This window comes from Agrococcus jenensis (genome assembly GCF_003752465.1).
GTDB lineage: Bacteria > Actinomycetota > Actinomycetes > Actinomycetales > Microbacteriaceae > Agrococcus > Agrococcus jenensis.
In genome coordinates this window covers 184,225-210,017 of record NZ_RKHJ01000001.1, presented here as the reverse complement: position 1 = coordinate 210,017, position 25,793 = coordinate 184,225, and the positions used below count along the sequence as shown (strand labels likewise).

The window sequence follows — 25,793 nt, the reverse complement described above, 5'->3', positions numbered from 1 at the left end:
TGCAACGACGCATTGCACGACTGTCGAAGGAGATGGACCGTGACCGAGACCACCGCGCAGCAGGACCCCACGCCGCAGCGCCCCGCACACACCGACGATCCGGAGTACGCAGCCAACCTGCGCCGGGCGACGCTCGCCTCGAGCGTCGGCAGCGCCCTCGAGTACTTCGACTTCGCCCTCTACGGCCTGTCGTCCGCGCTCATCTTCAACACGCTCTTCTTCAGCGACCTCGACCCGGCGATGGGCGTCGTCGCGGCGTTCGCCTCGTTCGGCGTCGGCTTCGCCGCCCGGCCGCTCGGCGGCCTCTTCTTCGGCACGATCGGCGACCGCATCGGCCGCAAGTGGGTGCTCGTCGTCACGATCCTGCTCATGGGCGGCGCGACGACGCTCATCGGGCTGCTGCCGACCTACGAGCAGATCGGCATCTGGGCCCCCGTGCTGCTGACGGTGCTGCGCCTCGCGCAGGGCTTCGGCGCTGGCGCCGAGCAGGCCGGCGCGACCGTGCTGATGGCGGAGTACTCGCCGGTGCGCCGCCGCGGCTTCTTCTCGTCGCTGCCCTTCATCGGCATCCAGCTCGGCACGCTGCTCGCCGCCGTCGTCTTCACCTTCCTCTCGTCGCTGCCGGAGGACGTCTTCCTCGGCTGGGCCTGGCGCGTGCCGTTCCTGCTGTCGTTCGTGCTCATCCTCGTCGCGCTCTTCATCCGGATGCGCCTCCGCGAGACGCCGACGTTCGTCGAGCTCGAGAAGCACGAGCAGGTGGCCGAGCGCCCGATCCGCGAGATCTTCACGAAGGGGTTCCCGGGCGTCGTGGTCGGCATCGGTCTGCGGATGGCCGAGAACGGCGGCTCCTACATGTTCCAGAACCTCGCGCTCGCCTTCGTCGCCGGCACGTTCATCGCCAACCCGGTCGACCGCGGCGTCGCCACCTGGGGCGTCACGATCGGCTCGCTCATCGGCATGGGCACGATCCCGCTCACCGGCCACCTCTCGGACCGCTTCGGCCGCCGCGCGGTGTACCGCTTCGGCGCCGTCTTCATGCTGCTCTACGCGTTCCCCGCGTGGTGGCTGCTGTCGCAGGGCGACCCGGCGACGGTCGTGGTCGTCATCGCGCTCGGCATCGGCATCGCCGTGAACACCATGCTCGGCCCGCAGTGCGCGATGCTGCCCGAGATGTTCGGCAACCGGCACCGCTACCTGGGCGTCGCGATGGCGCGCGAGATCTCGGCCGTGCTGGGCGGCGGGCTCGCGGGCGTGCTGGGCGCCTACCTGCTCGCCACGTCCGGCGGCAACTGGCTGCTGCCGGCGATCTACATGGCCACGCTCGCGCTCATCTCGACCGCATCGACGTTCCTCGTGCCCGAGACGCGCGGTCGCGACCTGCTGCGCCTCGAGGATGCCGTGAACGTCTCGACCGACGAGGGGCACGACCGCGACGCGGACCTGCCCGTCGCGACGGCCGCCCGCTGATGCGCATCGCCCGCATCGCCGTCGACGGCCGCGCGCTGCACGTCCGCGCGGACGGCGACGGCTGGGTGCCGATCGACGACCCGTACGCCGCGCTCGCCGCGGGCACGCCGGTCGTCGACGCGGGGGAGCGCGTCGACGGTCGCGACGCGACGCTCCTGGCGCCGGCCGTGCCGACCGTGCTCGTCGGCATCGCGCAGAACCGCGGGGCCGACCCGGAGCCGCCGCTGCCGGTGCAGGCGTGGCTGAAGAGCCCGCGCGGCGTCGTGCCGCACGGCGCAGCCGTGCGCGTGCGCCGCGATGCCGGCCGCGTCGTCGCGGAGGCCGAGGTCGCGGTCGTCATCGGCCGCGACACGGGCGACCCCACCGAGACGCTCGTCACGGCGGCGAACGCGCAGGAGTTCGTGCTCGGCGTCACCGCGGTGAACGACCTCTCCTACCCGGACCGCGCCGTGCTCGACGTGCGCAACTTCGAGTCGAAGGGCGGCGACGGCTCGACGCCGCTCGGCCCCTGGATCGACACCGAGGCCCCGATCGACGACCTCGTCCTGCGGCTCGAGGTCGACGGCGAGGTCGTGCGCGACACGAGCGCGCAGGCCATGCCCGTGCCCGTGCGCGAGTCGATCGCGTACGTCGCCGGCTGGCTGCGGCTCGGGCCCGGCGACGTGATCATGGCCGGCGCGCCGCGCTCGAACCACGAGGTGGCCGCGGGCTCCACGGTCTCGGTCGTGGTCGGCGGGCTCCGGCTCGAGACGCCCCTGCGCTGAGCGCACTGCGCCGCACACCGCGCGCCGCACTCCGCGCGCCGCATCGATAGCCTTGCAACGAAGGAGACAGCCATGCCCGGTCCCACCCTGAAGGTCGCCGTCGCGGTGAGCATCGACGACGCGAGCGCCGACCGCATCCGCGAGCTCGAGCCGCGCGTCGAGCTGCTGCGCGACCCCTCGCTCACGCGCCCCTGGCGCTGGACGGGCGACTGGGAGGGCGACCCCTCGTGGGAGCGCACCCCCGAGCAGCAGGAGGCGTTCGAGGCGATGCTCGACTCGGCGGACGCCCTCTTCGGGCTCCCGGACGTGTCGCCGCAGGCGCTCGCCCGCACTGTCCGCGCGAACCCGCGGCTGCGGTGGCTGCACACGACCGCGGCCGGCGGGGGCGGCCAGGTGCGGAACGCGCAGCTGACCGACGACGAGCTCGAGCGCGTCGTCGTCTCCACGAGCGCGGGCATGCACGCCACGACCCTCGCCGAGTGGGCCGTCTTCGGCGTGCTCGCGGGGGCGAAGGGCCTGCGCCGGCTCGAGGCGGACCAGGCGTCGCGCACGTGGGGCGACGGCCGGCGGCTCATGCGGCACGTCAGCGAGATGACGGTGCTCGTCGTCGGGCTCGGCGGCATCGGCGCCGTCGTCGCCGAGCGCTTCTCGGCGCTCGGGGCGACCGTGTGGGGCACGACGCGCTCCGGCGAGCCCGTGGAGCACGTCGATCGCCTCGTGCCGATCGACGAGCTCGTCGAGGCCGCGGGGCAGGTCGACGCGATCGTCGCGACGCTGCCCGGCACGGCGCACACGACCGGCCTCATCGGCGCCGACGTGCTCGGCGCCGTGCGCGACGACACGATCCTCGTCAACGTAGGTCGCGGCACCGTCGTCGACGAGGACGCGCTGCTCGACGCCCTCGACGCCGGCCGCATCGGCTTCGCCGCGCTCGACGTCACCGCGGTCGAGCCGCTCCCGACCGAGTCGCGCCTGTGGGAGCACCCGAGCGTGCTGCTCAGCCCGCACACCGCCGCCCTCTCGGTGCAGGAGCCGCGCCGCATCGCCGAGCTCTTCGCGGCCAACGCGACCCGCCTCCTCGACGGCGAGCCCATGCAGAACGTGATGTCGACCAAGGAGTTCTACTGATGCCCGCAGGCCCCGCGCTCTTCGACCTCACCGGGCGCACCGCCCTCGTCACCGGCTCGAGCCAGGGCATCGGCCGCGCGCTCGTCGAGGGCCTCGCGCAGGCCGGCGCGACCGTCGTGGTGCACGGCCGCGACCGCGCGAAGGCGGAGCGCGCGGCGGCCGAGATCGGCGCGGCGACGGGCCGCGAGGCGCACGTCGCGATCTTCGACGTCACCGATGCCGAGGCGGTCGACGCCGGGATCGCCGACGTCGAGGCGCGGCTCGGCACCCCCGACATCCTCGTGAACAACGCGGGCATCCAGCGCCGCAACCCGATCGCGGACTTCACCGACGCCGACTGGCACGACCTCGTCGCCACGAACCTCACGAGCGCCTTCCTGCTGTCCAGGCGCGTCGCGCGCGGCATGATCGCCCGCGGCTCCGGCCGGATCGTCTCGATCGGCAGCGTGCAGTCGCAGCTCGCGAGGCCCTCGATCGCGCCCTACAGCGCGACGAAGGGCGCGATCGTCATGCTCACGAAGGGCCTCTGCGCCGACCTCGCGCCGCACGGCATCAGCGTCAACGCGCTCGCGCCCGGCTACTTCGCCACCGAGCTCACGCAGAAGCTCGTCGACGACGCGGAGTTCTCGGCGTGGGTCGCGCAGCGCACGCCCGCCGGCCGCTGGGGGAGGGTCGAGGACCTCGTCGGCACGCTCGTGTTCCTCTCGAGCGACGCGAGCGCCTTCGTGAACGGCCAGACCATCTACGTCGACGGCGGCATGACCGCGGTCGTCTAGGCAATCGAGAGCGGGACATGATGACCGACAACCTGGGCCTCGTGGCCCACGCCAAGGACGACGTGCGCGTCGACGCGCTGCCGGAGCCCGCACCGGGTGCGGACGAGGCGGTCGTCGAGATCGCCTACGGCGGCATCTGCGGCTCCGACCTGCACTACTGGCTGCACGGCGCGGCCGGCCAGTCGATCCTGCGCGAGCCGATGCTGCTGGGCCACGAGATCGTCGGCACCGTGCTGACCGCGGCCGCCGACGGCACCGGGCCCGCGGCGGGTGCGCGCGTCGCGGTGCATCCCGCGACCCCGATCGACGACGGCTCGACGCCGTTCCCGGCCGACCGCCCGAACCTCAGCCCCGCGGGCACCTACCTCGGCTCCGCGGCGCGGATGCCGCACACCGCAGGCGCCTTCGCGCGCCGGGTGGCGCTGCCCGCGCGCATGCTCCGCGCGATCCCCGACGGCCTCGACCTGCGCCTCGCCGCGCTCGCCGAGCCGGCCGCCGTCGCGTGGCACGGCGTGGGCCAGGCGGGCGACGTCGCGGGCCGCCGCGTGCTCGTGATCGGCACCGGCCCGATCGGCGCGCTCGCGATCGCGGTCGCGCGCCACCACGGCGCCGCAGAGGTGGTCGCGACCGACCTGCACGAGCATCCTCGCGCGCTCGCCGAGCGGCTCGGCGCCCGCGCCCTCGACGCGACGGATGCCGATGCGATCGCCGGCGTGCACGCCGACGTCGTCATCGAGTCGTCCGGCACCGTCCCCGGCCTCGCCGCCGCGATCAGCGGCGCGCGGCGCGGCGGCACCGTCGTGATGCTCGGGCTGCAGCGCGCGGGCGACATCGCCGTGCCGATGGCGAGCGCCATCACGCGCGAGCTGACGCTCGTGGGCTCCTTCCGGTTCAACGACGAGATCGACGACGTGCTGGGCGCCCTCGCCGACGGCTCCCTCGACGCGGCCGCGGTCATCAGCCACGAGCTGCCGATCGAGGACGGGCTCGAGGCGCTCGCCGTCGCGCGCGACGCATCCGTATCCTCGAAGGTGCTGCTGACGTTCGCAGCCACGACGGACACAGGAGCGGTGCGATGAGCGAGACGCGATACCCGCCCATGATCATCATGGGCGTGCAGGGGTCGGGGAAGTCGACGATCGGGAAGGCGCTCGCCGAGCGCCTGAACATCGACTTCATCGACGGGGACGACCTCCACCCCAAGGCGAACAAGGACAAGATGGCCGGCGGCACGCCCCTCACCGACGAGGACCGCGTGCCGTGGCTCAAGACGATCGGGCAGACGATCGCCGACGGCCGCGCCGACGGCCGCATCACGATCGTCGCGTGCTCGGCGCTCAAGCGCTGGTACCGCGAGCTGCTGCGCGCGAGCGACCAGGACCTCGTCTTCGTGCACCTGCGCGGCGAGCGCGACCTCGTCGCCGAGCGGCTCGCGCACCGCGACCACGAGTACATGCCGACGACGCTCCTCGAGAGCCAGCTCGAGACGCTCGAGCCGCTCGCCGACTGGGAGCGCGGCATCGTCATCTCGATCGAGCAGCGGCCCGAGGCGATCGTCGACGAGGTCACCCGCATCCTCACCGGCCGGGCAGCGGGCCGCGCCGTCGAGCCCCGTCCCGGCGCGACGGTCACCGGCGCGATCGACACGCAGCCCGCCTGATCGCTCCCTGATCGCGCCCTGATCCCCTCGGCCGCCGCCGGCGGTCACGCACCCACGCACACGCACACAGGAGACACGACCCGATGGAAGATCTCGTCCTCAACTGGGACCTCGGCACCGGAGGGCTCCTGCTGCTGGCAGCCGCGTCCATCGCGCTGCTGCTCGTCCTCATCATGGCCTTCAAGATCCACGCCTTCCTGGCGCTGATGATCACGAGCCTGCTGACGGCCGTCGCCGCCGGCATCCCGTTCGACCGGCTCATCGCCGCCATCCAGTTCGGCTTCAACCCGACCCTGGGCAGCGTCATGCTGCTCGTCGCGCTCGGCGCGATGCTCGGCCGCATGATCGAGACGTCGGGCGGCGCGCGCGTGCTGACCGACAAGCTCATCGGCCGATTCGGCGAGCAGCGCGCCGGCATGGCCGTCGGCGTCGCGAGCCTGCTCATGGGCTTCCCGATCTTCTTCGACGCGGGCCTCGTCGTCATGATGCCGATCATCTACGCCGTCTCCCGCAGGCTCGGCGGCTCGCTGCTGTCGGTCGCGTTCCCCGCGGCCCTCGCCTTCAGCTCGATGCACATCTTCGTGCCGCCGCACCCCGGCCCCGTGAGCGCCTCCGCGATCCTGGGCGCCGACGTCGGCCTCGTGCTCATCCTCGGGCTCGTCGTCGCGCTGCCCGTCTGGTACATCGTCGGCGTGCTCTTCGGCGGCTACGTCGGCCGCAAGTACGACGTGGGCGTGCCCTCGATCCTCGACGGCACCTCCGAGCAGCACGACGAGATGGAGTCGAACCCCTCGTTCGGCAAGATCGTCTTCCTGCTCGTGCTGCCGCTCGTGCTCATCCTGCTCAACACGGGCCTCAACATGTACGCCGCGACCACGGCCGACCCCGACGCGTTCAAGGCCGAGCCCGTCGTCGCGCTGCTGCGCACGCTCGGCGAGACGCCCATCGCGCTGCTCATCACCGTGATCGTGTCGTTCTGGCTGCTCGGCTGGGGCATGGGCAAGAAGGGCTCGCTGATCGAGAAGGTCGCCGACAGCGCGCTCGGCCCCATCTGCTCCGTCGTGCTCGTCACGGGCGCGGGCGGCATGTTCGGCGGCGTGCTCCGCGTCACCGGCATCGGCGACGCGATCGCCGAGTCGCTGAACTCGGTCGGCATGCCCGTCATCGTGGCGGCGTTCCTCATCTCGCTCATCGTGCGCATCGCGCAGGGCTCGGCGACCGTGGCGCTCACGACCGCCGCGTCGCTCATGGCCGGCGTGGTCGTCGAGGGCGGCTTCAACCCGGTCGAGACCGCCGCGATCGTGCTCGCCACGGCTGCCGGCTCGGTGGGCTTCAGCCACGTGAACGACTCGGGCTTCTGGCTCGTCAGCAAGTTCTTCGGGCTCGACGTCAAGACCACGCTGAAGACCTGGACGGTCGCGCAGGGCCTCATGGCCATCGTCGGCTTCATCCTCGCCTACGCGATCTACCTGCTGGGCGGCGTGTTCGGCTGATCCGGTGCACGGGAGCGGAGGTCCGGAAGGACCTCCGCTTTCGCCGTTCCCGGGGCGTGCTGTAGAGTCGGAGGCTGAACTTCGGCGAGGGGTGCGGACGCATCCGTGATCGACGCAGTGGCAGCAGCGGACCCAGTCCTCACGCTTCGCGCGTTCGAGTCGACCATCGACGGGCCGCGGCCCACAAGGAGCACTTCCATGACTGACGGCAGCAAGCTGGTCACCGAGATCCGCACGGCATTCGGCAAGGGCGCGGCGCGCAAGCTGCGCGCCCTCGGCAAGGTCCCCGCCGTGCTCTACGGCCACGGCACCGAGCCCCAGCACCTCACGCTCGATGCGCACGACGTCTTCATGCTCGTGCGTCGCTCGAACGCCATCTTCGACCTCGAGATCGAGGGCGGCTCGCAGCTCGCGCTCGTGAAGGACATCCAGCGCAACCCGGTGCTGCAGGGCGCACAGGCGATCGAGCACCTCGACCTCATCATCGTCCAGCGCGGCGAGAAGGTCGTCGTCGACGTGCCCGTGCACGTCGAGGGCGAGTCGGCCCCCGGCACGATCACGAACCTCGAGCTCACGAGCGTCTCGATCGAGGTCGAGGCGCTGCACATCCCGAACAACCTCGTCGTCTCGATCGAGGGCCTCGAGGAGGGCGCGCACATCCTGGCCGGCGGCATCGAGCTGCCCAAGGGCTCGACGCTCCTCACCGACCCCGAGGCGCTCGTCGTCGGCATCATGGTGCCCGCGGCGCCGCAGCTCGAGGACGAGGACGCCGCACCGGCCGAGGGCGACGTCGTCGAGAGCGGCGAGGCCTCCGAGGAGACGGACGAGTCCGCGGAGTAGTCGGACCCCTCGCGTCCCATGGCGCAGACGTGGCTCGTGGTCGGGCTCGGGAATCCCGGGCCCGACTACGCGCGCACGCGCCACAACATCGGGCAGCTCGCGCTGGCCGAGGTGGAGCGCCGCGCCGGCGCGACGCCCAAGCGGCACGGCCGCGCTGACGCGCTCGTCGCCGAGTCGCGCATCATCGGCGGTCCCAAGGTCGTGACGGCCTTCCCGACGAGCTGGATGAACCGCTCCGGCGGCCCGGTCGCGAAGCTCATGGACTGGTACGGCGTCGACCCCGAGCACGTGATCGTGCTGCACGACGAGCTCGACCTGCCGCTCGGCACCGTGCGCCTCAAGCAGGGCGGCGGGCACGGCGGCCACAACGGGATGCGCGACATCATCGCCGCGCGCGGCGGCGACGTGCTGCGCGTCCGGCTGGGCGTCGGACGCCCGCCCGGCAGGCAGGATCCCGCCGACTTCGTGCTGAAGCCCTTCGCGAAGGCCGAGCAGGACGAGGCCGACCTGCTCGTGCAGCTGGGCGCGGACGCCGTCGAGCGGATCATCGCCGACGGCTTCGCCGAGGCGCAGCAGCGCATCCACGCCCCGAGCTGACCGGCGCGGCTCGCCGCTAGCATGGAGAGTCGATCCGGAGGAGAGGGACTGTGCGCAGAGACGCCCCGCTAGTCGCCGCTGTCGTGCTGACGGTCGGGCTCGCGCTCGCCGGCTGCGCGAGCGGCACGCCCGAGGAGGACGCCGCTCCCGAGGGCCCGAACGGCTACACGCTCTCGGCGACCTTCGACGACGGGTCGATGCTCTGGTGGGACGGCGGCGACGAGTCCGGCCTGACCGACCTGATCCTCGAGGACGAGGGTGGCCGCATGTTCGCCTCGTGCCTCGGCCGCGGTCCGCTGCTGTGCGTCGGCGGCACCGACGAGGCCCGCGGCGCACTCGTGATCGGCCCGGCCGGCGCCGAGCGCGCGGTCATGCACTGGTACGGCACGGACGTCGAGCTCGTGCGCGGCGAGCAGACCCCCGACGACGCCCCGCCGGTGTTCGCGGGCGTGATGCCGCCCGTCGGCGCCGAGGGCTCGTACAGCGTCGAGGTGTTCGACGCCGCGGGCGCCGTGGTCATGACGCAGTGACGCGGGCGCAGTCAGCGAGACAGGCCCAGTCAGTGAGACAGGCGCAGTGAGCCTCCGGCCCCTCCTCGAGCTCCTCGAGCGCAGCGCGCTCGCCCCGGTCGTCGAGGCGAGCCGCGGTGGTGCGCTCACCGGCATCGAGTCGATGCGCGCGCCCGTCGTGGCGTCGATCGCGAGCGCCCACGACCGACCGCTGCTCGTCATCACCGCGACGCGCCGCGAGGCGGATGCGGTGCGCGACGACCTCTCCGCCTGGCTCCCCGAGGCGCAGGTGCTCGACCTGCCCGCATGGGAGACGCTCCCGCACGAGCGGCTCAGCCCCTCCGCCGAGACGGTCGGCCGCCGCGGCGCGACGCTCCGCGCCGTCGCCGAGCGGCAGCCGGGCACGCCGATGGTCATCGTCGCCTCCGTGCGCGCGGCCCTGCAGCCGGTCGCCGACAACCTGCTCTCCGTCGACCCGGTCGAGCTCGTCGCCGGGGCGCGCGGCATCGACCTCGCCGCCCTGTCGCGCCGGCTCGTCGACCTCGCCTACGCGCGGGTCGACATGGTGACGCGGCGCGGCGAGTTCGCCGTGCGCGGCGGCATCGTCGACGTGTTCGCGCCCGCCGAGGACTACCCCGTGCGCATCGAGCTGTTCGGCGACGAGGTCGACCAGATGCGCTGGTTCCACGTGGCCGACCAGCGCTCGGACGCCGAGCCGATCGACCGCGTCGTGCTGCCGCCGAGCCGCGAGATGCTGCTGACGGAGGCGGTGCGCAGCCGGGCGCGCCAGCTCGCCCCCGAGTTCCCCGGCATCCAGCAGATGCTCGAGCGCATCGGCGAGGGCATCCCGGTCGAGGGCATGGAGTCGCTCGCGCCCGCGCTGCTGCCGCGGCTCGTGCCCATCACGCACTACCTGCCCGACGCGGGCGTCGTCGTGCTCGGCCCCGAGCGCATCCGCGACCGCGTCGCAAGCCTCAACGAGACGAACCACGAGTTCCTCGAGGCGGCGTGGAGCGCGGCGACCGCTGGCGGCGAGGCCCCGGTCGACCTCGCGGGCGGCTTCCTCAGCCTCGACGAGCTGCGCGACGCGGTGCGCGCGCCCTGGTGGACGTTCTCGACCCTGCAGGCCGACGACTCGGTGACCGCGGTCGAGGGGCAGCCGGTGCCGAGCTTCGCCGGCCGCGCCGACGGCGCGGTCGACCACCTCCGCGAGCGCGCCCAGGCGGGCTGGCGCGTCGTCGTCACCGCCGCCGGGCACGGCCTCGTCACGCGCGCGGCGCAGGTGCTCGGCGAGCACGAGGTGGCGGCGCGCGAGGTCGAGGCGCTGCCGCCGCAGCTCGAGCCGGGCATCGTGCACGTGACGCAGGCGTCGATCGAGCACGGCTTCTCGCTGCCGGACGAGCGCATCGAGCTCGTGAGCGAGGCCGAGTTCTTCGGCCGCGCCGTGGGCGTCGACTCGCGCCAGTCGCGCCGGCTCGCGACCCGGCGCCGGAGCGTCGTCGACCCGCTGCAGCTCAAGCCCGGCGACCACGTCGTGCACGAGACGCACGGCGTCGGCCGCTTCGTCGAGCTCACCCAGCGCACCGTGTCGACCGGCGGGCGGAACCCGGTGAAGACCACCCGCGAGTACCTCGTGATCGAGTACGCGCCGTCGAAGCGCGGGCACCCCGGCGATCGGCTGTCGGTGCCGACCGACCAGCTCGACCAGCTCAACCGCTACGTGGGCGGCGAGGCGCCGCAGCTGTCGAAGATGGGCGGCAGCGACTGGCAGCAGTCGAAGGCGAAGGCGCGCAAGGCCGTGCGCGAGATCGCGGTCGAGCTCGTGCAGCTCTACTCGGCGCGGATGGCGTCGAAGGGCCGCGCGTTCGGCCCCGACACGCCCTGGCAGCGCGAGCTCGAGGATGCGTTCCCCTACGCCGAGACCCCCGACCAGCTCACCACGATCGATGAGGTCAAGCGCGACATGGAGCGCGAGGTGCCGATGGACCGGCTGCTCTCGGGCGACGTCGGCTACGGCAAGACCGAGGTCGCCGTGCGCGCGGCGTTCAAGGCCGTGCAGGACGGCGCGCAGGTCGCGGTGCTCGTGCCGACCACGCTGCTCGTGCGGCAGCACTTCGAGACCTTCGCGGCCCGCTTCGCGGGCTTCCCCGTGCACGTGCGCGCGCTCAGCCGGTTCCAGACCGACAAGGAGCACCGCGAGACCATGGCGGGGCTCGCCGACGGCACGGTCGACGTCGTGATCGGCACCCACCGGCTGCTCTCCGAGTCCGTCCGCTTCAAGGAGCTCGGCCTCGTCATCATCGACGAGGAGCAGCGCTTCGGCGTCGAGCACAAGGAGAAGCTCAAGGCGCTGAAGACGAACGTCGACGTGCTGGCGATGTCGGCGACGCCCATCCCGCGCACGCTCGAGATGGCGGTCACCGGCATCCGCGAGATGTCGACGCTCGCGACGCCGCCCGAGGCCCGCCACCCGGTCCTCACCTTCGTCGGCGCGTACAACGACCAGCAGGTGGCCGCCGCCATCCGGCGCGAGCTGCTGCGCGAGGGGCAGGTGTTCTTCGTGCACAACCGCGTCTCGTCGATCAACCGCGTCGCGGCGCACCTCGCGGAGCTCGTGCCGGAGGCGCGCATCGGCGTCGCGCACGGCAAGATGCCCGAGACCGCCCTCGAGCGCGTGATCGTCGACTTCTGGGAGAAGCAGTACGACGTGCTCGTCTCGACGACGATCGTCGAGACCGGCCTCGACATCCCCAACGCGAACACGCTCATCCTCGACCACGCCGAGCGCTACGGGCTCAGCCAGCTGCACCAGCTGCGCGGCCGCGTCGGCCGCGGCCGCGAGCGCGCGTACGCGTACTTCCTCTACGACCCGGATGCGCCGCTCTCCGAGCTCGCGCACGACCGGCTCGAGACGATCGCGGTGCACAACGAGCTCGGCGCCGGCATGCAGGTGGCGCTCAAGGACCTCGAGATCCGCGGCGCTGGCAACCTGCTCGGCGGCGAGCAGTCCGGGCACATCGCGGGCGTCGGCTTCGACCTCTACCTGCGGATGGTGGGGGAGGCCGTGGCGCTGTTCCGCGGCGAGGAGGACGAGGGGCCGCGCGAGCTGCGGCTCGAGCTGCCCGTCGACGCGGTGATCCCCGAGGAGTACGTCGACGCCGAGCGGCTGCGCCTCGAGGCGTACCAGAAGCTCTCGGCGGCTGCGTCGTCGCGCGACGACGAGGCCATCGACCACGTGCTCGACGAGCTGCGGGACCGCTACGGCGAGCCGCCCGCGCAGGTGAGCGCGCTCATCGCCATGGCGCGGCTGCGGCGCAAGGCGCAGCGCGCGCAGCTCTCCGAGGTCATCACCGTCGGGCCGAACCTGCGGATCGGTCCCGCCGACCTCGCCGAGTCGGTGCAGCTGCGCCTCCGCCGCATGTACCCGGACGCGAAGCTCAACGCCCAGGCGAAGACGATCGTCGTGCCGATCCCCACCGCGGGCGGCGGGCGGCTCGCGGGCACGCAGGCGCAGCCGCTGCCCGACGCCGAGCTCATCGCCTGGGTCGATGCCCTGCTGACGGCCATCTTCCCGCCGCCCAAGGAGCCGGCCGTCGACGCATCCGCCGAGGGGGCGGCGTGAGCGCCCTCGACGAGCTCGTCGAGGTGATGGCGCGGCTGCGCGGTCCGGGCGGCTGCCCGTGGGACGCGGAGCAGACGCACGCGTCGCTCGTGCCGTACGCGATCGAGGAGGCGCACGAGCTCGCCGAGGCGGTGGAGGCCAGGGAGGCGGGCGACGGCGACGACGCGCACCTCCAGGAGGAGCTCGGTGACGTGCTGCTGCAGGTGGTCTTCCACGCCGACATCGCGCGCGCTGAGGGCCGCTTCGACGTGGACGACGTCGCGCGGACGCTCATCGAGAAGCTGCGCCGCCGGCACCCGCACGTGTTCGCCGACCTCGCGGTCGACGGCGTCGCCGACGTGGTGGCGAACTGGGACGCGATCAAGCGCGAGGAGAAGCCGGAGCGGGGGAGCGCGCTCGACGGCATCCCCGTGAGCCTGCCGGCGCTCGCCCGTGCTGAGAAGACGATGAGCCGGGCGAAGCGCGCGGGCCTGCCGCTGCCCGAGGCGGCGGCCGTCGACGTCGGCGACGACGAGGCGGCGCTCGGCGAGGCCCTGCTCGCGCTCGTCCGCTCGGCGAGCGATCGCGGGCTCGACGCCGAGCGCGCCCTGCGCACCGCGACGCGGGCGCTCGAGCAGCGGCTGCGCGCCGAGGAGGCCGACGCGACGTGACGGCCGAGGGGGAGACGACCGCGCCGGAGGACCGCCTCTCCCTGCGTCGACTCGCCCTGCGTCGCCGCGCGTTCGCGTCGTCGCTCGTCGTCGCGGCCGCGACCACGGTCATCACCGGCTGCGCCCACGCCGTCGGCGGCGGCGTCGCGCCCGACGCGCTGCTGCTGCTCGCGGCCTTCGTGACGACCCTGCTCGTGCTCGCGCCGGTGCTCGGCGCACGGGGCTCGGCGCCCCGTCGCGTCGTCGCCGTCACGATCGCCCAGCTGCTGCAGCACGGCGTCTACTCGCTGCCGCGGCCGTCGGCGTCCGCGCATGCCGGCCCCGCCGCAGGACACCACGACACCGGGCTTCACGACGCAGCGCTCGGCCCGATCCTCGTCGAGCACGCGCACGCCGCGATGCCGCTCGCGCACGTGGCAGCAGGCGTCATCACCCTCTGGCTGCTGCGCGCGGTGCCGCGCGCCGTCGCCGCCGTGCTCGAGGCGATGTCGCTGCGGCTCGCCGCGGCCGCGCTCGCCTGGACGCCGCCGCGCGTGCGGCGCGCCGCATCCGTCTCCGCCGTCAGCCCCGCGCACCGCGCGGCCCTCGACGTGCTCCGCAGCGCCCTCGTCCGGCGCGGACCGCCGGCGCTCGCCGTCTGAACCCATCCGCGCGCCCACGGGCCGCGAACCCCTTCGGCGACCGCGCGTGCGGCGCCGCTCAGACGACCGCGCGCCAGCGCCCTTCAGCACCAGGAGCACCCATGACCACCACCCGTCCCCGCACCCGCCGCTCGCGCGCCGTCGCAGGCCTCGGCGCCGGCATCGCCGCCACCGCGCTCGTCGTGCTCGGCCCCGCCGCGGCCGCGAGCGCCCACGTGCACGTCACGCCCTCGAGCACCGAGGCCGGCGCCACGAGCGAGCTCGCCTTCACCTTCAGCCACGGCTGTGACGGCTCGCCCACCACGGGCGTCGTCGTCACGATCCCCGACGGGGTCTCGGCGGTGACCCTGATCGCCAACCCCGGGTGGGATGTCGCCCTCGACGTCGCGGACGGCCGCGTCGTGCGGTTCACCGCTGACGAGCCGATGCCCGACGGCGTCCGCGAGACCCTCGAGCTCGAGGTGACGCTCCCCGAGGATGCCGCCGACGGCACGGTGCTCGCCTTCCCGGCGCTGCAGTCGTGCGAGGTCGGCGAGAGCGACTGGAGCAGCGACGACCAGGCGTCGGAGACGCCGGCGCCGATCCTCACCATCGGCGAGGCCGCCGAGGCGCACGGCCACGGCGCGGCAGCTGGCGGCACCGAAGCGGCCGGTGCCGAGCACGCCGAGCACGAGGCCGAGGCCGCCGCGGCACCCGCGGCGGATGGTGGCTCCGGCGCGACGCTGCCCGTCGCGATCGCGGCCCTCGTCGCCGCTGCCGTCGCGGCCGTGCTCAGCGCGATCGCGCTGCGGCGCCAGCGAGCGACCCGATGACCGCGACGCTCGAGCGGGCGGCGGAGGCCCCCGCGGGACGGCAGCCGTGGCTCTCGCCGCTGCTGCGCCGCCTGCACTGGCTGGCCGGCGTGCTCGTCGGCCCCTTCATCCTGGTGGCGGCGCTCTCGGGCGCGGCGTACGCGCTCGCGCCCTCGGTCGAGCAGGTGCTCTACCGCGACGCGCTCACGGCACCGGCCGAGGGCGACCAGCTGCCGCTCGCCGAGCAGGTGCGCGTGGCGCAGGCCGCGGCCGGCGACGGCGCATCGCTGTCGGCGCTCCGGCCGGCGCCCGAGCCGGGCGCGACGACCCGCGTGCTCTTCGCCGACCCGTCGCTCGTCGAGAGCGAGAGCCGCGCGATCTTCGTCGACCCGGTGAGCGGCGAGGTGCGCGGCGACCTGACGGTCTACGGCACGAGCGGGTCGCTGCCGCTGCGCACCGCGATCGACCACTTCCACCGCGGCCTCGGCCTCGGCGATGTCGGCAGGCTCTACTCGGAGCTCGCCGCGAGCTGGCTCGGCATCGTCGTGCTCGCGGGTGTGGGGCTGTGGATCGGGCAGTGGGTCGCGCTGCGCCGCCGCGGGCGCTCCGCGCGCGAGCTCGTGCGCCCGGAGCGCGGCGCGACCGGCGCCCGGCGCCTGCGCTCCTGGCACGCGTCGCTCGGCATCTGGCTCGCGCTCGGCGCGCTCTTCCTCTCTGCCACCGGAATCACCTGGTCGCAGCTCGCCGGGGCGAACGTGACCGGGCTGCGCGCCGCGCTCGGCTGGTCGACGCCGTCGGTCTCGACCGCCCTCGGCGACGAGGCGTCCGGCGCCGCCGCGCACGGCGACCACGGCGCGGCGGCCGCTGCCGCCGAGGTCGACCCCGCCCTGTTCGACGACGTGCTCGCCGTCGCCCGCACCGAGAACGTCGACGTCGGGCTCATCGAGCTGCGGCCGCCGGTCGACGACCGGAGCGCCTGGGTCGTGCAGGAGATCCAGCGCTCCTTCCCGACGCAGGTCGACGCGGTCGCCGTCGACGGCGCGACGCTCGAGGTCGTCGACCGCGTCGACTTCGCGGACTTCGGGCTCATCCCCAAGCTTGCGCGATGGGGCATCGACCTCCACATGGGGTCGATGTTCGGGCTGGCGAACCAGCTCGTGCTGGCAGCGCTCGCGCTCGGGATCGCGGCGATCGTCGCGCTCGGCATGCGGATGTGGTGGCGGCGCGGGCCGTACAGCCGGCCGGGGGCGGCGCCGGAGGCCGGTGCGCTCGCCCGGGCGCCGTGGTGGGGCGTGGCCGCGGTGATCGTCGTCGGCTCTGCGATCGGCCTGCTGCTGCCGCTCGTCGGCTGGACGCTCGTCGCGTTCGTCGTCGTCGACGCGGTGCTCGTGGCGGTGCGCTCGCGCGCGTGATGCCGCGGCCGGGGTCGAGCGGGATCGCGGCTACGGGCGGATGACCACGTTGCCGACCTTGCGGCCCGAGTCGGCGATCTCGTAGGCGCGGGCGATCTCGGCCATCGGCAGCGACTCCTGGACGACCGGGTCGAGCTCGCCGCTCGCGACGAGCCCGAGCAGGCGCGACGCGTGCTCGGGCTTGGCGGTGGCGACCCCTGCCGTGACCTGCCCGCGGGCGGTGATCGTCTGCCCGAGCGTGGCGAGCACGAGCAGGAGGGAGCCGCCGTCGGCGAGCAGCCCGCGGCCCGCCGGGGTGGAGAGCGCACCGACGGTGTCGACCACGACGTCGAAGCGCTCAGCGATCCGGTCGACGGGGGTCGTCGTGTAGTCGATGACGACCTCCGCGCCGAGGCGCCGCACGAGCTCGGCGTTGCGCCCGCTCGTGACGCCCGTCACGCGTGCGCCGGCGAGCCGCGCGACCTGCACCGCGCTCGAGCCGACCGCGCCGGACCCGCCGACGAGGAGCACCGACTGGCCGGCGCGCAGGTGGGCGACGTCGAGCAGGAAGTGCATGGCCGTGCAGCCTCCGAAGAGCACGGCCGCGGCCGCGTCGTGCGAGACGCCTGCGGGCTTCGGCACCAGCCGGTCGGCGCGCACCGCGACGAGCTCGCCGTGCGCGCCGGGCCGGCCAGAGGCCATGCCCGCGACCTCGTCGCCGACCGCGAGCGCCGGGACGCCCTCGCCCACCGATGCCACTGTCCCGGACAACGCCATGCCGAGCACGCGCCGCCGCGGTCCGCGCAGCCCGATGGCGAGCCGCGCGGGCAGGGCGAAGCCGCGCGGGAAGCGCCCGGAGCGCATCCGCGCGTCGCCCGACGTGACGGCGGCCGACGCGACGCGCACGACCACCTCACCGGGACGCGCCACCGGATCGGCGACCTCTGCCACCCGAGCGACGGTCGGCGGACCGTATCGCTCGACGACGACTGCGCGCATGCTGTGCTCCTTACAGATGTAAGCCTTGTGTTGCGGAGCGTATCCTTACAGTCGTAAGTGCGCAAGGGATGGGAGGCACCGTGCCGAGCTCGACGGATTCGCGGGCCGCGGCGTCGCGGCCTCAACTCACCGCCGACCGGGTCGTGGAGGCGGCTGCGGCGGTCGCCGACCGCGAGGGGCTGCACGGCGTGAGCATGCGCCGCGTGGGCGGAGAGCTGGGGGTGGAAGCGATGTCGCTGTACCACCACGTCGCGGGCAAGGACGCGCTGCTCGACGCGCTCGCGGACTGGCTCATGGTCCGGGTGGAGCGGCCGTCGCCCGACGGGCCGTGGCGCGAGGCCATCGCCGCGCGGTGCCGCTCGCTCCGCGCCGTGATGCGCGACCACCCGTGGGGGCCGGCGCTCGTCGAGTCGCGCCGCGCGCCCGGGATGACGCTCCTCGGGCACCTCGAGGCGGTGCTCGAGTGCCTGCACCGCGGCGGCTTCCCCGTGCAGCTCGCGGCGCACGCGTTCTCGGTGCTCGATGCCTACGTCTACGGGTTCGTCTCGACCGAGCGGAGCCTGCCGTTCGAGCCGGGCGGCGGCGTCGACGACCTCGCGGCCGAGCTGGCGCTGCCCGCCGACGTGTTCCCCCGGATGGTCGAGCTCATCGAGCAGGCGATCGTCGGGCGCTCGTACGACTACGCGGACGAGTTCGAGTACGGCCTCGAGCTCGTGCTCGACGGGCTCGAGGCGAGGCTCGGCGAGGGACCGGCCGAGTCCGTCGCCCGGTAGCGCAGCCGGCCGATGACGGCCACGAGCATGATGCCGATCAGGAAGGCGAGCAGCACCTGGCCGGTCGGGCCGACGAGCCCCGCCCAGCCGCCGTGCTCGCCCGGGTCGAGGAACGGGTACGGGAACCAGCCGTCCACGAGGCCGCCGCGCAGCCACGCCGCCACGAGGTAGGCGACCGGGTAGGCCATCCACCATGCCGCGCGCGAGACGCGGATGCGGCGGGCGGTGGGCACGAGCAGCCAGTCGAGCCCCACCATCCACGGCACGAAGCGGTGCTGGGCGGCGTTCGTGAAGTCGACCGTCCACGACCACACCTCGTCGGGCTTTGCGAGCAGCACGGCGTAGACGATGCCCGCGAGCACGATGTAGGCCGTGATCGCGCCGCGCACGTGGTCGAACCAGCGAGGCCGGTGCTCCTCGCGGGTGCCGAGCATCCACAGCATCAGCACGATCACGAGGATGTTGGCCTGCACCGTGAAGTAGGCGAAGTGCTCGGTCGGCGGCTCGCCCGACCGCACCATGTTGACGATGTTCCAGCCCTCGGCGAGCAGCGCGCCGAGCAGGATCACCACCCGCCAGGCGACCACCGGGACCGCGCGGTCGTGCAGGGGCCAACGGGGTCGCATGCCGCCATGATGGCACGCACCGGGCGGCAGGCGGATGCCGTGCGGCGGCAGCCGTGCAGCGCGTGCGGGAGAATGGTCGGCATGGCAACCCAGGTGCACCCGGCGCGCGGCATGCGCGACTTCCTGCCCGTCGAGAAGCGGCGCCGCGAGCGCGTGCTCCGCGTCATCCGGGACGCCTACGAGGACCACGGCTTCGAGGAGATCGAGACGCCGGTGGTCGAGGACGCCGCCCGGCTGCACGCCGGGCTCGGCGGCGACAACGAGAAGCTCGCCTTCGCCGTCATGCGCCGCGGCCTCTCCGTCGACGACCTGCGCGCCGCCGAGGCGCCGCTCGAGCTCGCCGACCTCGGGCTGCGGTTCGACCTCACCGTGCCGCTCGCCCGCTTCATCGCGACGAACCGCGCGGCCCTCCCGCCCGTCTTCCGCGCGATCCAGATCGCGCCCGTGTGGCGCGCCGAGCGCCCGCAGCGAGGCCGCTTCCGCCAGTTCGTGCAGTGCGACATCGACATCGCGGGGGAGCCGGGCATCGCCGCGGAGCTCGAGCTGCTCGCGGCGACGGGGGATGCGCTCACGCGCCTCGGGATCCCCGACGCGTTCATCCGCATCAACGACCGCCGCATCCTCGCGGCGGCGCTCGAGCACGCGGGCATCGCCGAGGAGCAGCGCGAGGGCGCGCTCATCACGGTCGACAAGCTCGACAAGATCGGCCGCGAGGGCGTCGCGGAGGAGCTGGGCGGCCGCGGCATCGACGGCGCGCGGCTGCTCGCCACGCTCGACGCGATCCGAGATGGCCAGCCGCTCGACGGCTTCGACGTCAGCGTGCTCGACGGCGTGCGCGAGCTGCTCGACGCGAACGTCGGCATCCGGCTCGACTTCGACCCGACGCTCGTGCGCGGCATGGGCTACTACACCGGCCCGATCTTCGAGATCGCGCACCCCGACCTGCCCTACTCGATCGGCGGCGGCGGACGCTACGACGGCATGGTGGGCCGCTTCCTCGGCCAGGAGCTGCCGGCCGTCGGCATCTCGCTCGGCTTCGAGCGGCTCGTCGAGCTCGTCGCGCTGCCCGACGACGGCGTCCGCGAGGCGGTCGCGCTGCTCGTCGACAAGGCGGTGGAGCCGGCCGCGGCGCTCGCGATCAAGCGCGACCTGGTCGCGGCGGGCCAGACCGTGCGGATGCAGCGGCGCACGAAGAACGTGACGGGCCTGCTCGAGCAGCTCGCCGCATCCGGCGCCACCCACTTCGCGTTCGTGCGACCCGGCGACGCCGCGGCGACCATCGAGGTCAAGCCCATCTCCTGAGCCCTCGGCTCCACGGTGCCGACTAGGCTCGACAGCGGCCATCCACTGCGACCGCCGTCCACTGCGAAACAAGGAGCACTTGTGGCACTCATCGACACCCTGCAGGCTCGCGAGATCCTCGACTCGCGCGGCAACCCGACCGTCGAGGTCGAGGTCCTGCTCTCCGACGGCTCGGTCGGCCGGGCCGCCGTGCCCAGCGGCGCCTCGACCGGCGCCTTCGAGGCCTTCGAGCTGCGCGACGGCGACAGCGCCCGCTACCTCGGCAAGGGCGTCGAGCAGGCCGTCGACGCCGTCAACGAGGAGATCGCGGAGGCCATCGAGGGTCTCTCCGCCGACGACCAGCGCATCGTCGACTCCACGCTCGTCGAGCTCGACGGCAGCGACAACAAGAAGAACCTCGGCGCGAACGCCATCCTCGGCGTCTCGCTCGCCGTCGCGAAGGCGGCCGCCGACTCGGCCAAGCTGCCGCTCTTCCGGTACCTGGGCGGCCCGAACGCCTTCCTGCTGCCCGTGCCGATGATGAACGTCATCAACGGCGGCGCGCACGCCGACACCGGCGTCGACATCCAGGAGTTCATGGTGCTGCCGATCGGCGCCGAGACCTTCCGCGAGGGCCTGCGCTGGGGCGCCGAGACCTACCACGCGCTCAAGAGCATCCTCAAGGAGCAGGGCCTCTCGACCGGCCTCGGCGACGAGGGCGGCTTCGCGCCCGACCTGGCGAGCAACCGCCTCGCGCTCGACCTGCTCGTGCAGGCGATCGAGAAGGCGGGCTTCACGCCCGGCAGCGACATCGCGCTCGGCCTCGACGTCGCGGCATCCGAGTTCTTCGAGAACGGCGTGTACCGCTTCGAGGGCCAGGACCGCTCGAGCGCCGACATGACCGACTACTTCACCGACCTCGTCGACTCGTACCCGCTCGTGTCGATCGAGGACCCGATGAACGAGGAGGACTGGGAGGGCTGGGCCGCCCTCACGGAGCGCCTCGACGAGCGCGTGCAGATCGTCGGCGACGACCTGTTCGTGACCAACCCCGAGCGCCTCATCGAGGGCATCGAGCGCGGCGCGGCGAACGCGCTGCTCGTGAAGGTCAACCAGATCGGCACGCTCTCCGAGACCTTCGACGCGATCCGCATCGCGACGCAGGCGGGCTACTCGTCGGTGCTCTCGCACCGCTCTGGCGAGACCGAGGACACCACGATCGCCGACATCGCGGTCGCCGTGAACGCCGGCCAGATCAAGACCGGTGCGCCGGCCCGCAGCGAGCGCGTCGCGAAGTACAACCAGCTGCTCCGCATCGAGGAGGACCTGGGCGAGGCCGCCGAGTACGCCGGCGCCGCCGCGTTCCCGCGCTTCGAGGGCTGACGCCGCCGCACAGGATCAGCGCAGCCTCGCCGCCCCAGGCGGTTCGGGCGCTGCAGGAGGGCACTCGCCGATATCCTCGGTGGGTGCCCTCCTCCCGTGATGCCTCCGGCCAGCTGCGCGTGTCGTGGCTGCTGCTCGTGGTCGTCGGCCTCGTGGTGGCGGGCTTCGTCGTGCTCGCGCCGACGATCGGCCTGCTGCTCGAGCAGCGCCGCGACATCGCGGCCCTCGAGGCGCAGGTCGCCGCGCAGCAGGCCAACGTCGAGGCGCTGCAGAGCGACCAGGCGCGCTGGGACGACCCCGCCTACATCGAGGCGCAGGCGCGCGACCGGCTCTTCTTCGTCTACCCCGGCGAGACGAGCTTCGTGGTGCTCGACGACCGCGCGGCGCTCGACGCCGCATCCGTCGAGGTGCCCTCCGCGACGCTCGAGGAGCCTGCGGGCGACTGGGCGTCGGCGGCGGCGAGCTCGTTCCTCATCGCTGGCCTGACGGACGAGGGGCCGTCGTCGTTCGTCGGCGTCGCGCCCGATCCCCAGTGACCGCGCCGCAGACCGATCCGACCGCTCTGGAGATCCCCATGCTCGACCCCGCGACCGACCGCGACCTCGAGATCATGGCGGCCCAGCTCGGCAGGACGATGCGCGGTGTGCTCGGCATCGGCGCGCGCTGCGCGTGCGGCGCGCCCACGGTCGTCGTGACGAGCCCGCGGCTGCCCGACGGCACGCCCTTCCCGACCTTCTACTACCTCACGCATCCCGCCGCCGCGGCCGCCGCATCCAGGCTCGAGGCGGACGGCACGATGGCGGCCCTGCAGGAGCGGCTCGACGACCCGGCGGTGGCGGATGCGTACGCCGCGGCCCACGCCGCCTACCTCGCCGACCGCGAGCCGCATGGCCACGTCGAGGAGATCGCCGGCATCAGCGCCGGCGGCATGCCGACGCGCGTGAAGTGCCTGCACGCCGTCATCGCGCACGCGCTCGCCGCGGGACCGGGCGTCAACCTGATCGGCGACGAGGCGCTCGCGCTCGCCGACTGGTCGCCCGAGGTCTGCGCGTGCCAGCCGGACGCCCGCGGATCGGCCGACCGCGAAGCGCACGCCGAGCCGCGATAGACTCGACGCACATCCACATCTGATATCGGGGAAGAAGCGCGCTTTGACCAAGATCCTCATCGTCGGCGGCGGCTACGCCGGCCTGTACACCGCTCGCGGTCTCGAGCGACAGCTCGGCGCCGCGGAGGCAGAGATCACCATCGTCGATCCGCTGCCCTACATGACGTACCTCCCGTTCCTGCCGGAGGTGGCCGCCGGCTCGATCGAGCCCCGCCACGCCGTCGTCTCGCTGCGCCGCCACCTGTCGCGCACGCGCGTCATCCAGGCGAGCGTCACCTTCGTCGACCACGCCGCCAAGGTCGCCACGATCCAGCCCGAGCTCGGCGAGGCCTCGACGCTCGAGTACGACGTGATCGTCATGACCGCCGGCTCCGTCTCGCGCACCTTCCCGATCGCGGGCGTCGCCGACGAGGCGATCGGCATGAAGACGATCGAGGAGGCCGCCGCCGTGCGCGACCGCCTGATCGGCAACTTCGCGCGCGCCGCCGCGCTGCCGCTCGGCCCCGAGCGCGACCGCCTGCTGACGACCGTCGTCGTGGGCGGCGGCTTCGCCGGCATCGAGACGATCGCCGAGCTCCGCGACTTCGCGACGCACCTGCTGTCGCGCTTCCCCGAGATCACGTTCGACGAGGTGCGCTTCCACCTGGTCGAGGCGATGGGCCGGATCATGCCCGAGGTCAGCGCGACGACGGCCGACTGGGTGGTCGAGGACCTGCGCAAGCGCGGCGTCGACGTGCACCTCGAGACGCAGTTGCAGAGCGCCCAGGACGGCGTCTGCGAGCTCTCGACCGGCGACCGCTTCGGCTCCGACCTCATCATCTGGACCGCCGGCGTCATGGCGAACCCGGTCGTGCGCAAGACCGACCTGCCGCTCGACGACCGCGGTCGCATCACGGCCCTCGCGACCCTGCAGGTCGCGAAGGATGGCGTGGTCGTGCCCGGCGCGTGGACCGCCGGCGACGTCTCGGCCGTGCCCGACAAGTCGAAGACCCCTGGCCCCGGCGGCTTCTGCGTGCCGAACGCGCAGCACGCCGTCCGCCAGGCGAAGCTGCTCTCGAAGAACATCGTCGCGGTGCTCCGCGACGAGGCGCCTCGCGAGTACATCCACGACAACCTCGGCGCCGTCGCGGGCCTCGGCATCGGCAACGGCGTCTTCCAGAGCGGCAAGATCGCGATCAAGGGCCCGCTCGCCTGGCTCGCGCACCGCGGCTACCACGTCATGGCGATGCCGATGTGGGAGCGCAAGCTGCGCGTCTTCGGCGGCTGGTGGAACAACTTCTGGCTCGGCCGCGACATCGTCGAGCTCTCGGCGCGCGAGCAGCCGCGCGTCGCGTTCGAGACGTTCGCCTCGCGTCCCAAGCCGAAGGTCGACGCCTAGCCCGTCCCCGACGCATCACGACAGCGCCGCGTCCCCCCGGGGGCGCGGCGCTGTCGTACTGTGTACTCGGACGATCGTCCAAGTAGCGGGGCGACGGAGGCGATGTGGCACGGAAGTCGGCGGTCGAGCGCCGCGGGGAGCTCATCGAGGCGGGCCTGCAGGTCATCGCGCGCGAGGGGATGCACGGGGCGACCGTGCGCGCCGTCGTCGCGGAGGCCGGCGTGCCGCTCGCGACCTTCCACTACATCTTCTCGTCGCGCGACGAGATGATCGGCGAGGCGTACGCCTACGTCGCGCTGCGGCCGGGGGAGGACCCGACCGCGATCGTGCCCGATGGCGCCCCGCTCGACGAGGCCGTCCAGGCGGTGATGACGCTCTGGTTCGACCGCTTCATCGAGCATCCCGAGTACGAGCTCGCGATCATGGAGATCATGGCGTACTGCAGTCGCACGCCGGCGCTCGCGCACCTGCCCGGGGAGGTGCAGGAGCGGTACCTCGAGGTGCTCGTCGCCGCGATCGACACGCTGCGGTCCCGCTACCGGCTCGCCGGCGGGATGGGCGCCCGCGAGCTCGCCGAGCTCGTGCTCCACATGACCGATGGCCTCACCTACGCCTGGCTGCGCACGCGCGACACCGACGCATCCCGACGCGTCATCCAGGCCGCGGTGCCGGTGCTCGTGACCGCGCTCGGAACGGCCTGACGTGCGCCTCGACGAGGCGCCGCCGTGGAGCCCCGCGGGGCACTGGCAGCGCATGGATGCCGCCACGGCGGAGCTCGACGGACCGTTCGCCGCGCTCTCGCTCGAGGCTCTCGCGCACAACGCCCGATCGATGCTGACACGCGCGGCGGGGACGCGGCTGCGGGTGGCGACGAAGTCGGTGCGGAGCCGCCCGGTGCTCGAGGCCGTGCTGCGCATGCCCGGCTTCCACGGCGTCCTCGCGGCGACGCTGCCCGAGGGGCTGTGGCTCTCGGCGACGATCGACGACGTCCTCGTCGGCTACCCGACGGTCGACCGGGCGGCGCTGCGCGCCCTCGCCGCCGACGAGCGCGCGCTCGCCAGCGTGACGCTCATGATCGACAGCGTCGAGCACCTCGACCGCATCGACGCGGCGGCTCCCGGCCATCCGCCGATCCGCATCGCGCTCGAGCTCGACGTGTCGTTCGAGCTCGGCCCGATGCGGGCGGGCGTACGGCGCTCGCCCGTGCGCACCCCCGAGCGGCTCGCCGCGCTCGCCGCTGCGGTCGTCGAGCGACCGGGCTTCGAGCTCGTCGGGCTGATGGCCTACGAGGCGCAGGTCGCCGGCGTGCAGGACGCGCGGCGGCGAGGGCTCGCGCCGCCCGCGCTGCTCCGCTCGATGCAGCGGAGGTCGGTCGCCGAGCTGCGCGAGCGGCGGGCGGCCGCCGTGGCCGCGGTGCGCTCGCTCGCACCGCTCGCGTTCGTGAACGGCGGTGGCACCGGCTCGATCGAGCTGACGGCCGCCGACCCGTCCGTGACCGAGATCGGCGCCGGCAGCGGCCTGTTCGGTCCCCACCTCTTCGACGGCTACCGACGGTTCTCGCCCGCCCCGGCGCTCGCCTTCGCGCTGCCCGTCGTGCGACGGCCCGGCGCCGGCTGCGTGACGCTGCTCGGCGGCGGCTGGATCGCGTCCGGCCCGCACGGTCCCGACCGCCAGCCGGTGATCGCCTGGCCCGAGGGGCTGCGCATCGACCCGCAGGAGGGCGCCGGCGAGGTGCAGACGCCCGTGCTCGGCGCCGCCGCCGACCGGCTCGTGCTCGGCGACCGCGTCTGGCTGCGGCACGCGAAGGCGGGGGAGCCGTGCGAGCGCACCGAGGCGCTGCACCTCGTGTCCGGTGATCGGGTGGTCGACAGCATCCCCACGTATCGTGGGGAGGGCAGGAAGCTGCTGTGACCTGA

At 73.6% G+C, this 25,793-nt stretch carries 25 protein-coding genes; 23 read left to right on the top strand and 2 right to left on the bottom strand.

The genetic code is table 11. From position 1 onward, the window contains the following. Nucleotides 1–39 precede the first annotated feature (39 nt). The 15 genes from EDD26_RS01075 to EDD26_RS01005 all read left to right on the top strand — a co-directional run bounded on the left by EDD26_RS01075 (nt 40) and on the right by EDD26_RS01005 (nt 16,350). Entirely contained in the window at nt 40–1,467 is a 1,428-nt protein-coding gene (locus EDD26_RS01075; protein WP_123696020.1) for an MFS transporter, read from the top strand. Next, a complete protein-coding gene (locus EDD26_RS01070; protein WP_123696019.1) occupies nt 1,467–2,231 on the top strand; it encodes a fumarylacetoacetate hydrolase family protein in 765 nt (254 codons plus the stop codon). Before EDD26_RS01075 ends, EDD26_RS01070 begins: the two co-directional genes overlap by 1 nt. 72 nt (nt 2,232–2,303) lie before the next feature. Beyond that, entirely contained in the window at nt 2,304–3,359 is a 1,056-nt protein-coding gene (locus tag EDD26_RS01065; protein ID WP_123696018.1) for a D-2-hydroxyacid dehydrogenase, read from the top strand. Further along, nucleotides 3,359–4,135 (top strand): SDR family oxidoreductase, encoded by a 777-nt coding sequence (locus EDD26_RS01060; protein ID WP_123696017.1) that lies wholly within the window; start codon nt 3,359–3,361, stop codon nt 4,133–4,135. Before EDD26_RS01065 ends, EDD26_RS01060 begins: the two co-directional genes overlap by 1 nt. Nucleotides 4,136–4,155: 20 nt before the next feature. Then, a complete protein-coding gene (locus EDD26_RS01055) occupies nt 4,156–5,214 on the top strand; it encodes a zinc-binding dehydrogenase (protein ID WP_245989695.1) in 1,059 nt (352 codons plus the stop codon). Then, the gene (locus EDD26_RS01050) at nt 5,211–5,795 is read left to right on the top strand and encodes a gluconokinase (RefSeq protein ID WP_123696015.1); all 585 of its coding nucleotides are present in this window, start codon (nt 5,211–5,213) and stop codon (nt 5,793–5,795) included. The genes EDD26_RS01055 and EDD26_RS01050 overlap by 4 nt, the downstream gene beginning before the upstream one ends. 83 nt (nt 5,796–5,878) lie before the next feature. Beyond that, the gene (locus tag EDD26_RS01045; RefSeq protein WP_123696014.1) at nt 5,879–7,288 is read left to right on the top strand and encodes a GntP family permease; all 1,410 of its coding nucleotides are present in this window, start codon (nt 5,879–5,881) and stop codon (nt 7,286–7,288) included. Nucleotides 7,289–7,486: 198 nt separating this feature from the next. Further along, entirely contained in the window at nt 7,487–8,128 is a 642-nt protein-coding gene (locus EDD26_RS01040; protein ID WP_123696013.1) for a 50S ribosomal protein L25/general stress protein Ctc, read from the top strand. 18 nt (nt 8,129–8,146) lie between these two features. Beyond that, nucleotides 8,147–8,725 (top strand): aminoacyl-tRNA hydrolase, encoded by a 579-nt coding sequence (pth, locus tag EDD26_RS01035; protein WP_123696012.1) that lies wholly within the window; start codon nt 8,147–8,149, stop codon nt 8,723–8,725. Between the two features lie 50 nt (nt 8,726–8,775). Next, nucleotides 8,776–9,255 carry a hypothetical protein gene (locus tag EDD26_RS01030; RefSeq protein WP_148058662.1) on the top strand — a complete coding sequence of 160 codons (480 nt, stop codon included), beginning with the start codon at nt 8,776–8,778 and terminating at the stop codon, nt 9,253–9,255. A 46-nt stretch (nt 9,256–9,301) separates the two neighbouring features. Then, a complete protein-coding gene (mfd, locus tag EDD26_RS01025) occupies nt 9,302–12,856 on the top strand; it encodes a transcription-repair coupling factor (RefSeq protein WP_245989694.1) in 3,555 nt (1,184 codons plus the stop codon). Beyond that, a complete protein-coding gene (locus tag EDD26_RS01020; RefSeq protein ID WP_245989692.1) occupies nt 12,853–13,506 on the top strand; it encodes a MazG family protein in 654 nt (217 codons plus the stop codon). The genes mfd and EDD26_RS01020 overlap by 4 nt, the downstream gene beginning before the upstream one ends. Continuing rightward, nucleotides 13,503–14,147, top strand: coding sequence for a hypothetical protein (locus tag EDD26_RS01015; RefSeq protein WP_123696010.1), 645 nt, complete (start codon nt 13,503–13,505; stop codon nt 14,145–14,147). The genes EDD26_RS01020 and EDD26_RS01015 overlap by 4 nt, the downstream gene beginning before the upstream one ends. Nucleotides 14,148–14,248: 101 nt before the next feature. After that, entirely contained in the window at nt 14,249–14,959 is a 711-nt protein-coding gene (locus EDD26_RS01010; protein WP_123696009.1) for a DUF1775 domain-containing protein, read from the top strand. Continuing rightward, nucleotides 14,956–16,350 (top strand): PepSY-associated TM helix domain-containing protein, encoded by a 1,395-nt coding sequence (locus tag EDD26_RS01005; protein WP_123696008.1) that lies wholly within the window; start codon nt 14,956–14,958, stop codon nt 16,348–16,350. Before EDD26_RS01010 ends, EDD26_RS01005 begins: the two co-directional genes overlap by 4 nt. A gap of 30 nt (nt 16,351–16,380) precedes the next feature. Here EDD26_RS01005 and EDD26_RS01000 read toward each other — a convergent pair whose 3' ends face one another. Continuing rightward, nucleotides 16,381–17,328, bottom strand: a complete 948-nt coding sequence (locus tag EDD26_RS01000) for an NAD(P)-dependent alcohol dehydrogenase (RefSeq protein ID WP_123696007.1) — start codon at nt 17,326–17,328, stop codon at nt 16,381–16,383. Between the two features lie 80 nt (nt 17,329–17,408). Between EDD26_RS01000 and EDD26_RS00995 the strand changes: the two genes are divergently transcribed. Then, nucleotides 17,409–18,101: a TetR/AcrR family transcriptional regulator C-terminal domain-containing protein gene (locus tag EDD26_RS00995; RefSeq protein ID WP_211333803.1), complete on the top strand. Its 693-nt coding sequence runs from the start codon at nt 17,409–17,411 to the stop codon at nt 18,099–18,101. Here the strand turns inward: EDD26_RS00995 and EDD26_RS00990 are convergent. Further along, a complete protein-coding gene (locus EDD26_RS00990; RefSeq protein WP_123696005.1) occupies nt 18,008–18,727 on the bottom strand; it encodes a Pr6Pr family membrane protein in 720 nt (239 codons plus the stop codon). The genes EDD26_RS00995 and EDD26_RS00990 overlap by 94 nt on opposite strands. Nucleotides 18,728–18,808: 81 nt before the next feature. On the opposite strand from EDD26_RS00990, the gene EDD26_RS00985 reads away from it, so the two are divergent. The 7 genes from EDD26_RS00985 (at nt 18,809) to EDD26_RS00955 (ending at nt 25,788) form a co-directional block, all read left to right on the top strand. Continuing rightward, nucleotides 18,809–20,029 (top strand): histidine--tRNA ligase, encoded by a 1,221-nt coding sequence (locus tag EDD26_RS00985; RefSeq protein WP_170165480.1) that lies wholly within the window; start codon nt 18,809–18,811, stop codon nt 20,027–20,029. Between the two features lie 81 nt (nt 20,030–20,110). After that, the gene (eno, locus tag EDD26_RS00980; RefSeq protein WP_123696004.1) at nt 20,111–21,391 is read left to right on the top strand and encodes a phosphopyruvate hydratase; all 1,281 of its coding nucleotides are present in this window, start codon (nt 20,111–20,113) and stop codon (nt 21,389–21,391) included. Between the two features lie 83 nt (nt 21,392–21,474). Then, nucleotides 21,475–21,927, top strand: coding sequence for a septum formation initiator family protein (locus EDD26_RS00975; RefSeq protein ID WP_170165479.1), 453 nt, complete (start codon nt 21,475–21,477; stop codon nt 21,925–21,927). A 38-nt stretch (nt 21,928–21,965) separates the two neighbouring features. Then, nucleotides 21,966–22,499 (top strand): DUF501 domain-containing protein, encoded by a 534-nt coding sequence (locus tag EDD26_RS00970; protein ID WP_123698370.1) that lies wholly within the window; start codon nt 21,966–21,968, stop codon nt 22,497–22,499. A gap of 43 nt (nt 22,500–22,542) precedes the next feature. Next, nucleotides 22,543–23,877: an NAD(P)/FAD-dependent oxidoreductase gene (locus EDD26_RS00965; RefSeq protein ID WP_123696002.1), complete on the top strand. Its 1,335-nt coding sequence runs from the start codon at nt 22,543–22,545 to the stop codon at nt 23,875–23,877. Between the two features lie 104 nt (nt 23,878–23,981). Next, nucleotides 23,982–24,578 carry a TetR/AcrR family transcriptional regulator gene (locus tag EDD26_RS00960; protein ID WP_123696001.1) on the top strand — a complete coding sequence of 199 codons (597 nt, stop codon included), beginning with the start codon at nt 23,982–23,984 and terminating at the stop codon, nt 24,576–24,578. Between the two features lies 1 nt (nt 24,579). After that, nucleotides 24,580–25,788 carry an alanine racemase gene (locus tag EDD26_RS00955; RefSeq protein ID WP_342769278.1) on the top strand — a complete coding sequence of 403 codons (1,209 nt, stop codon included), beginning with the start codon at nt 24,580–24,582 and terminating at the stop codon, nt 25,786–25,788. Nucleotides 25,789–25,793: the final 5 nt, after the last annotated feature.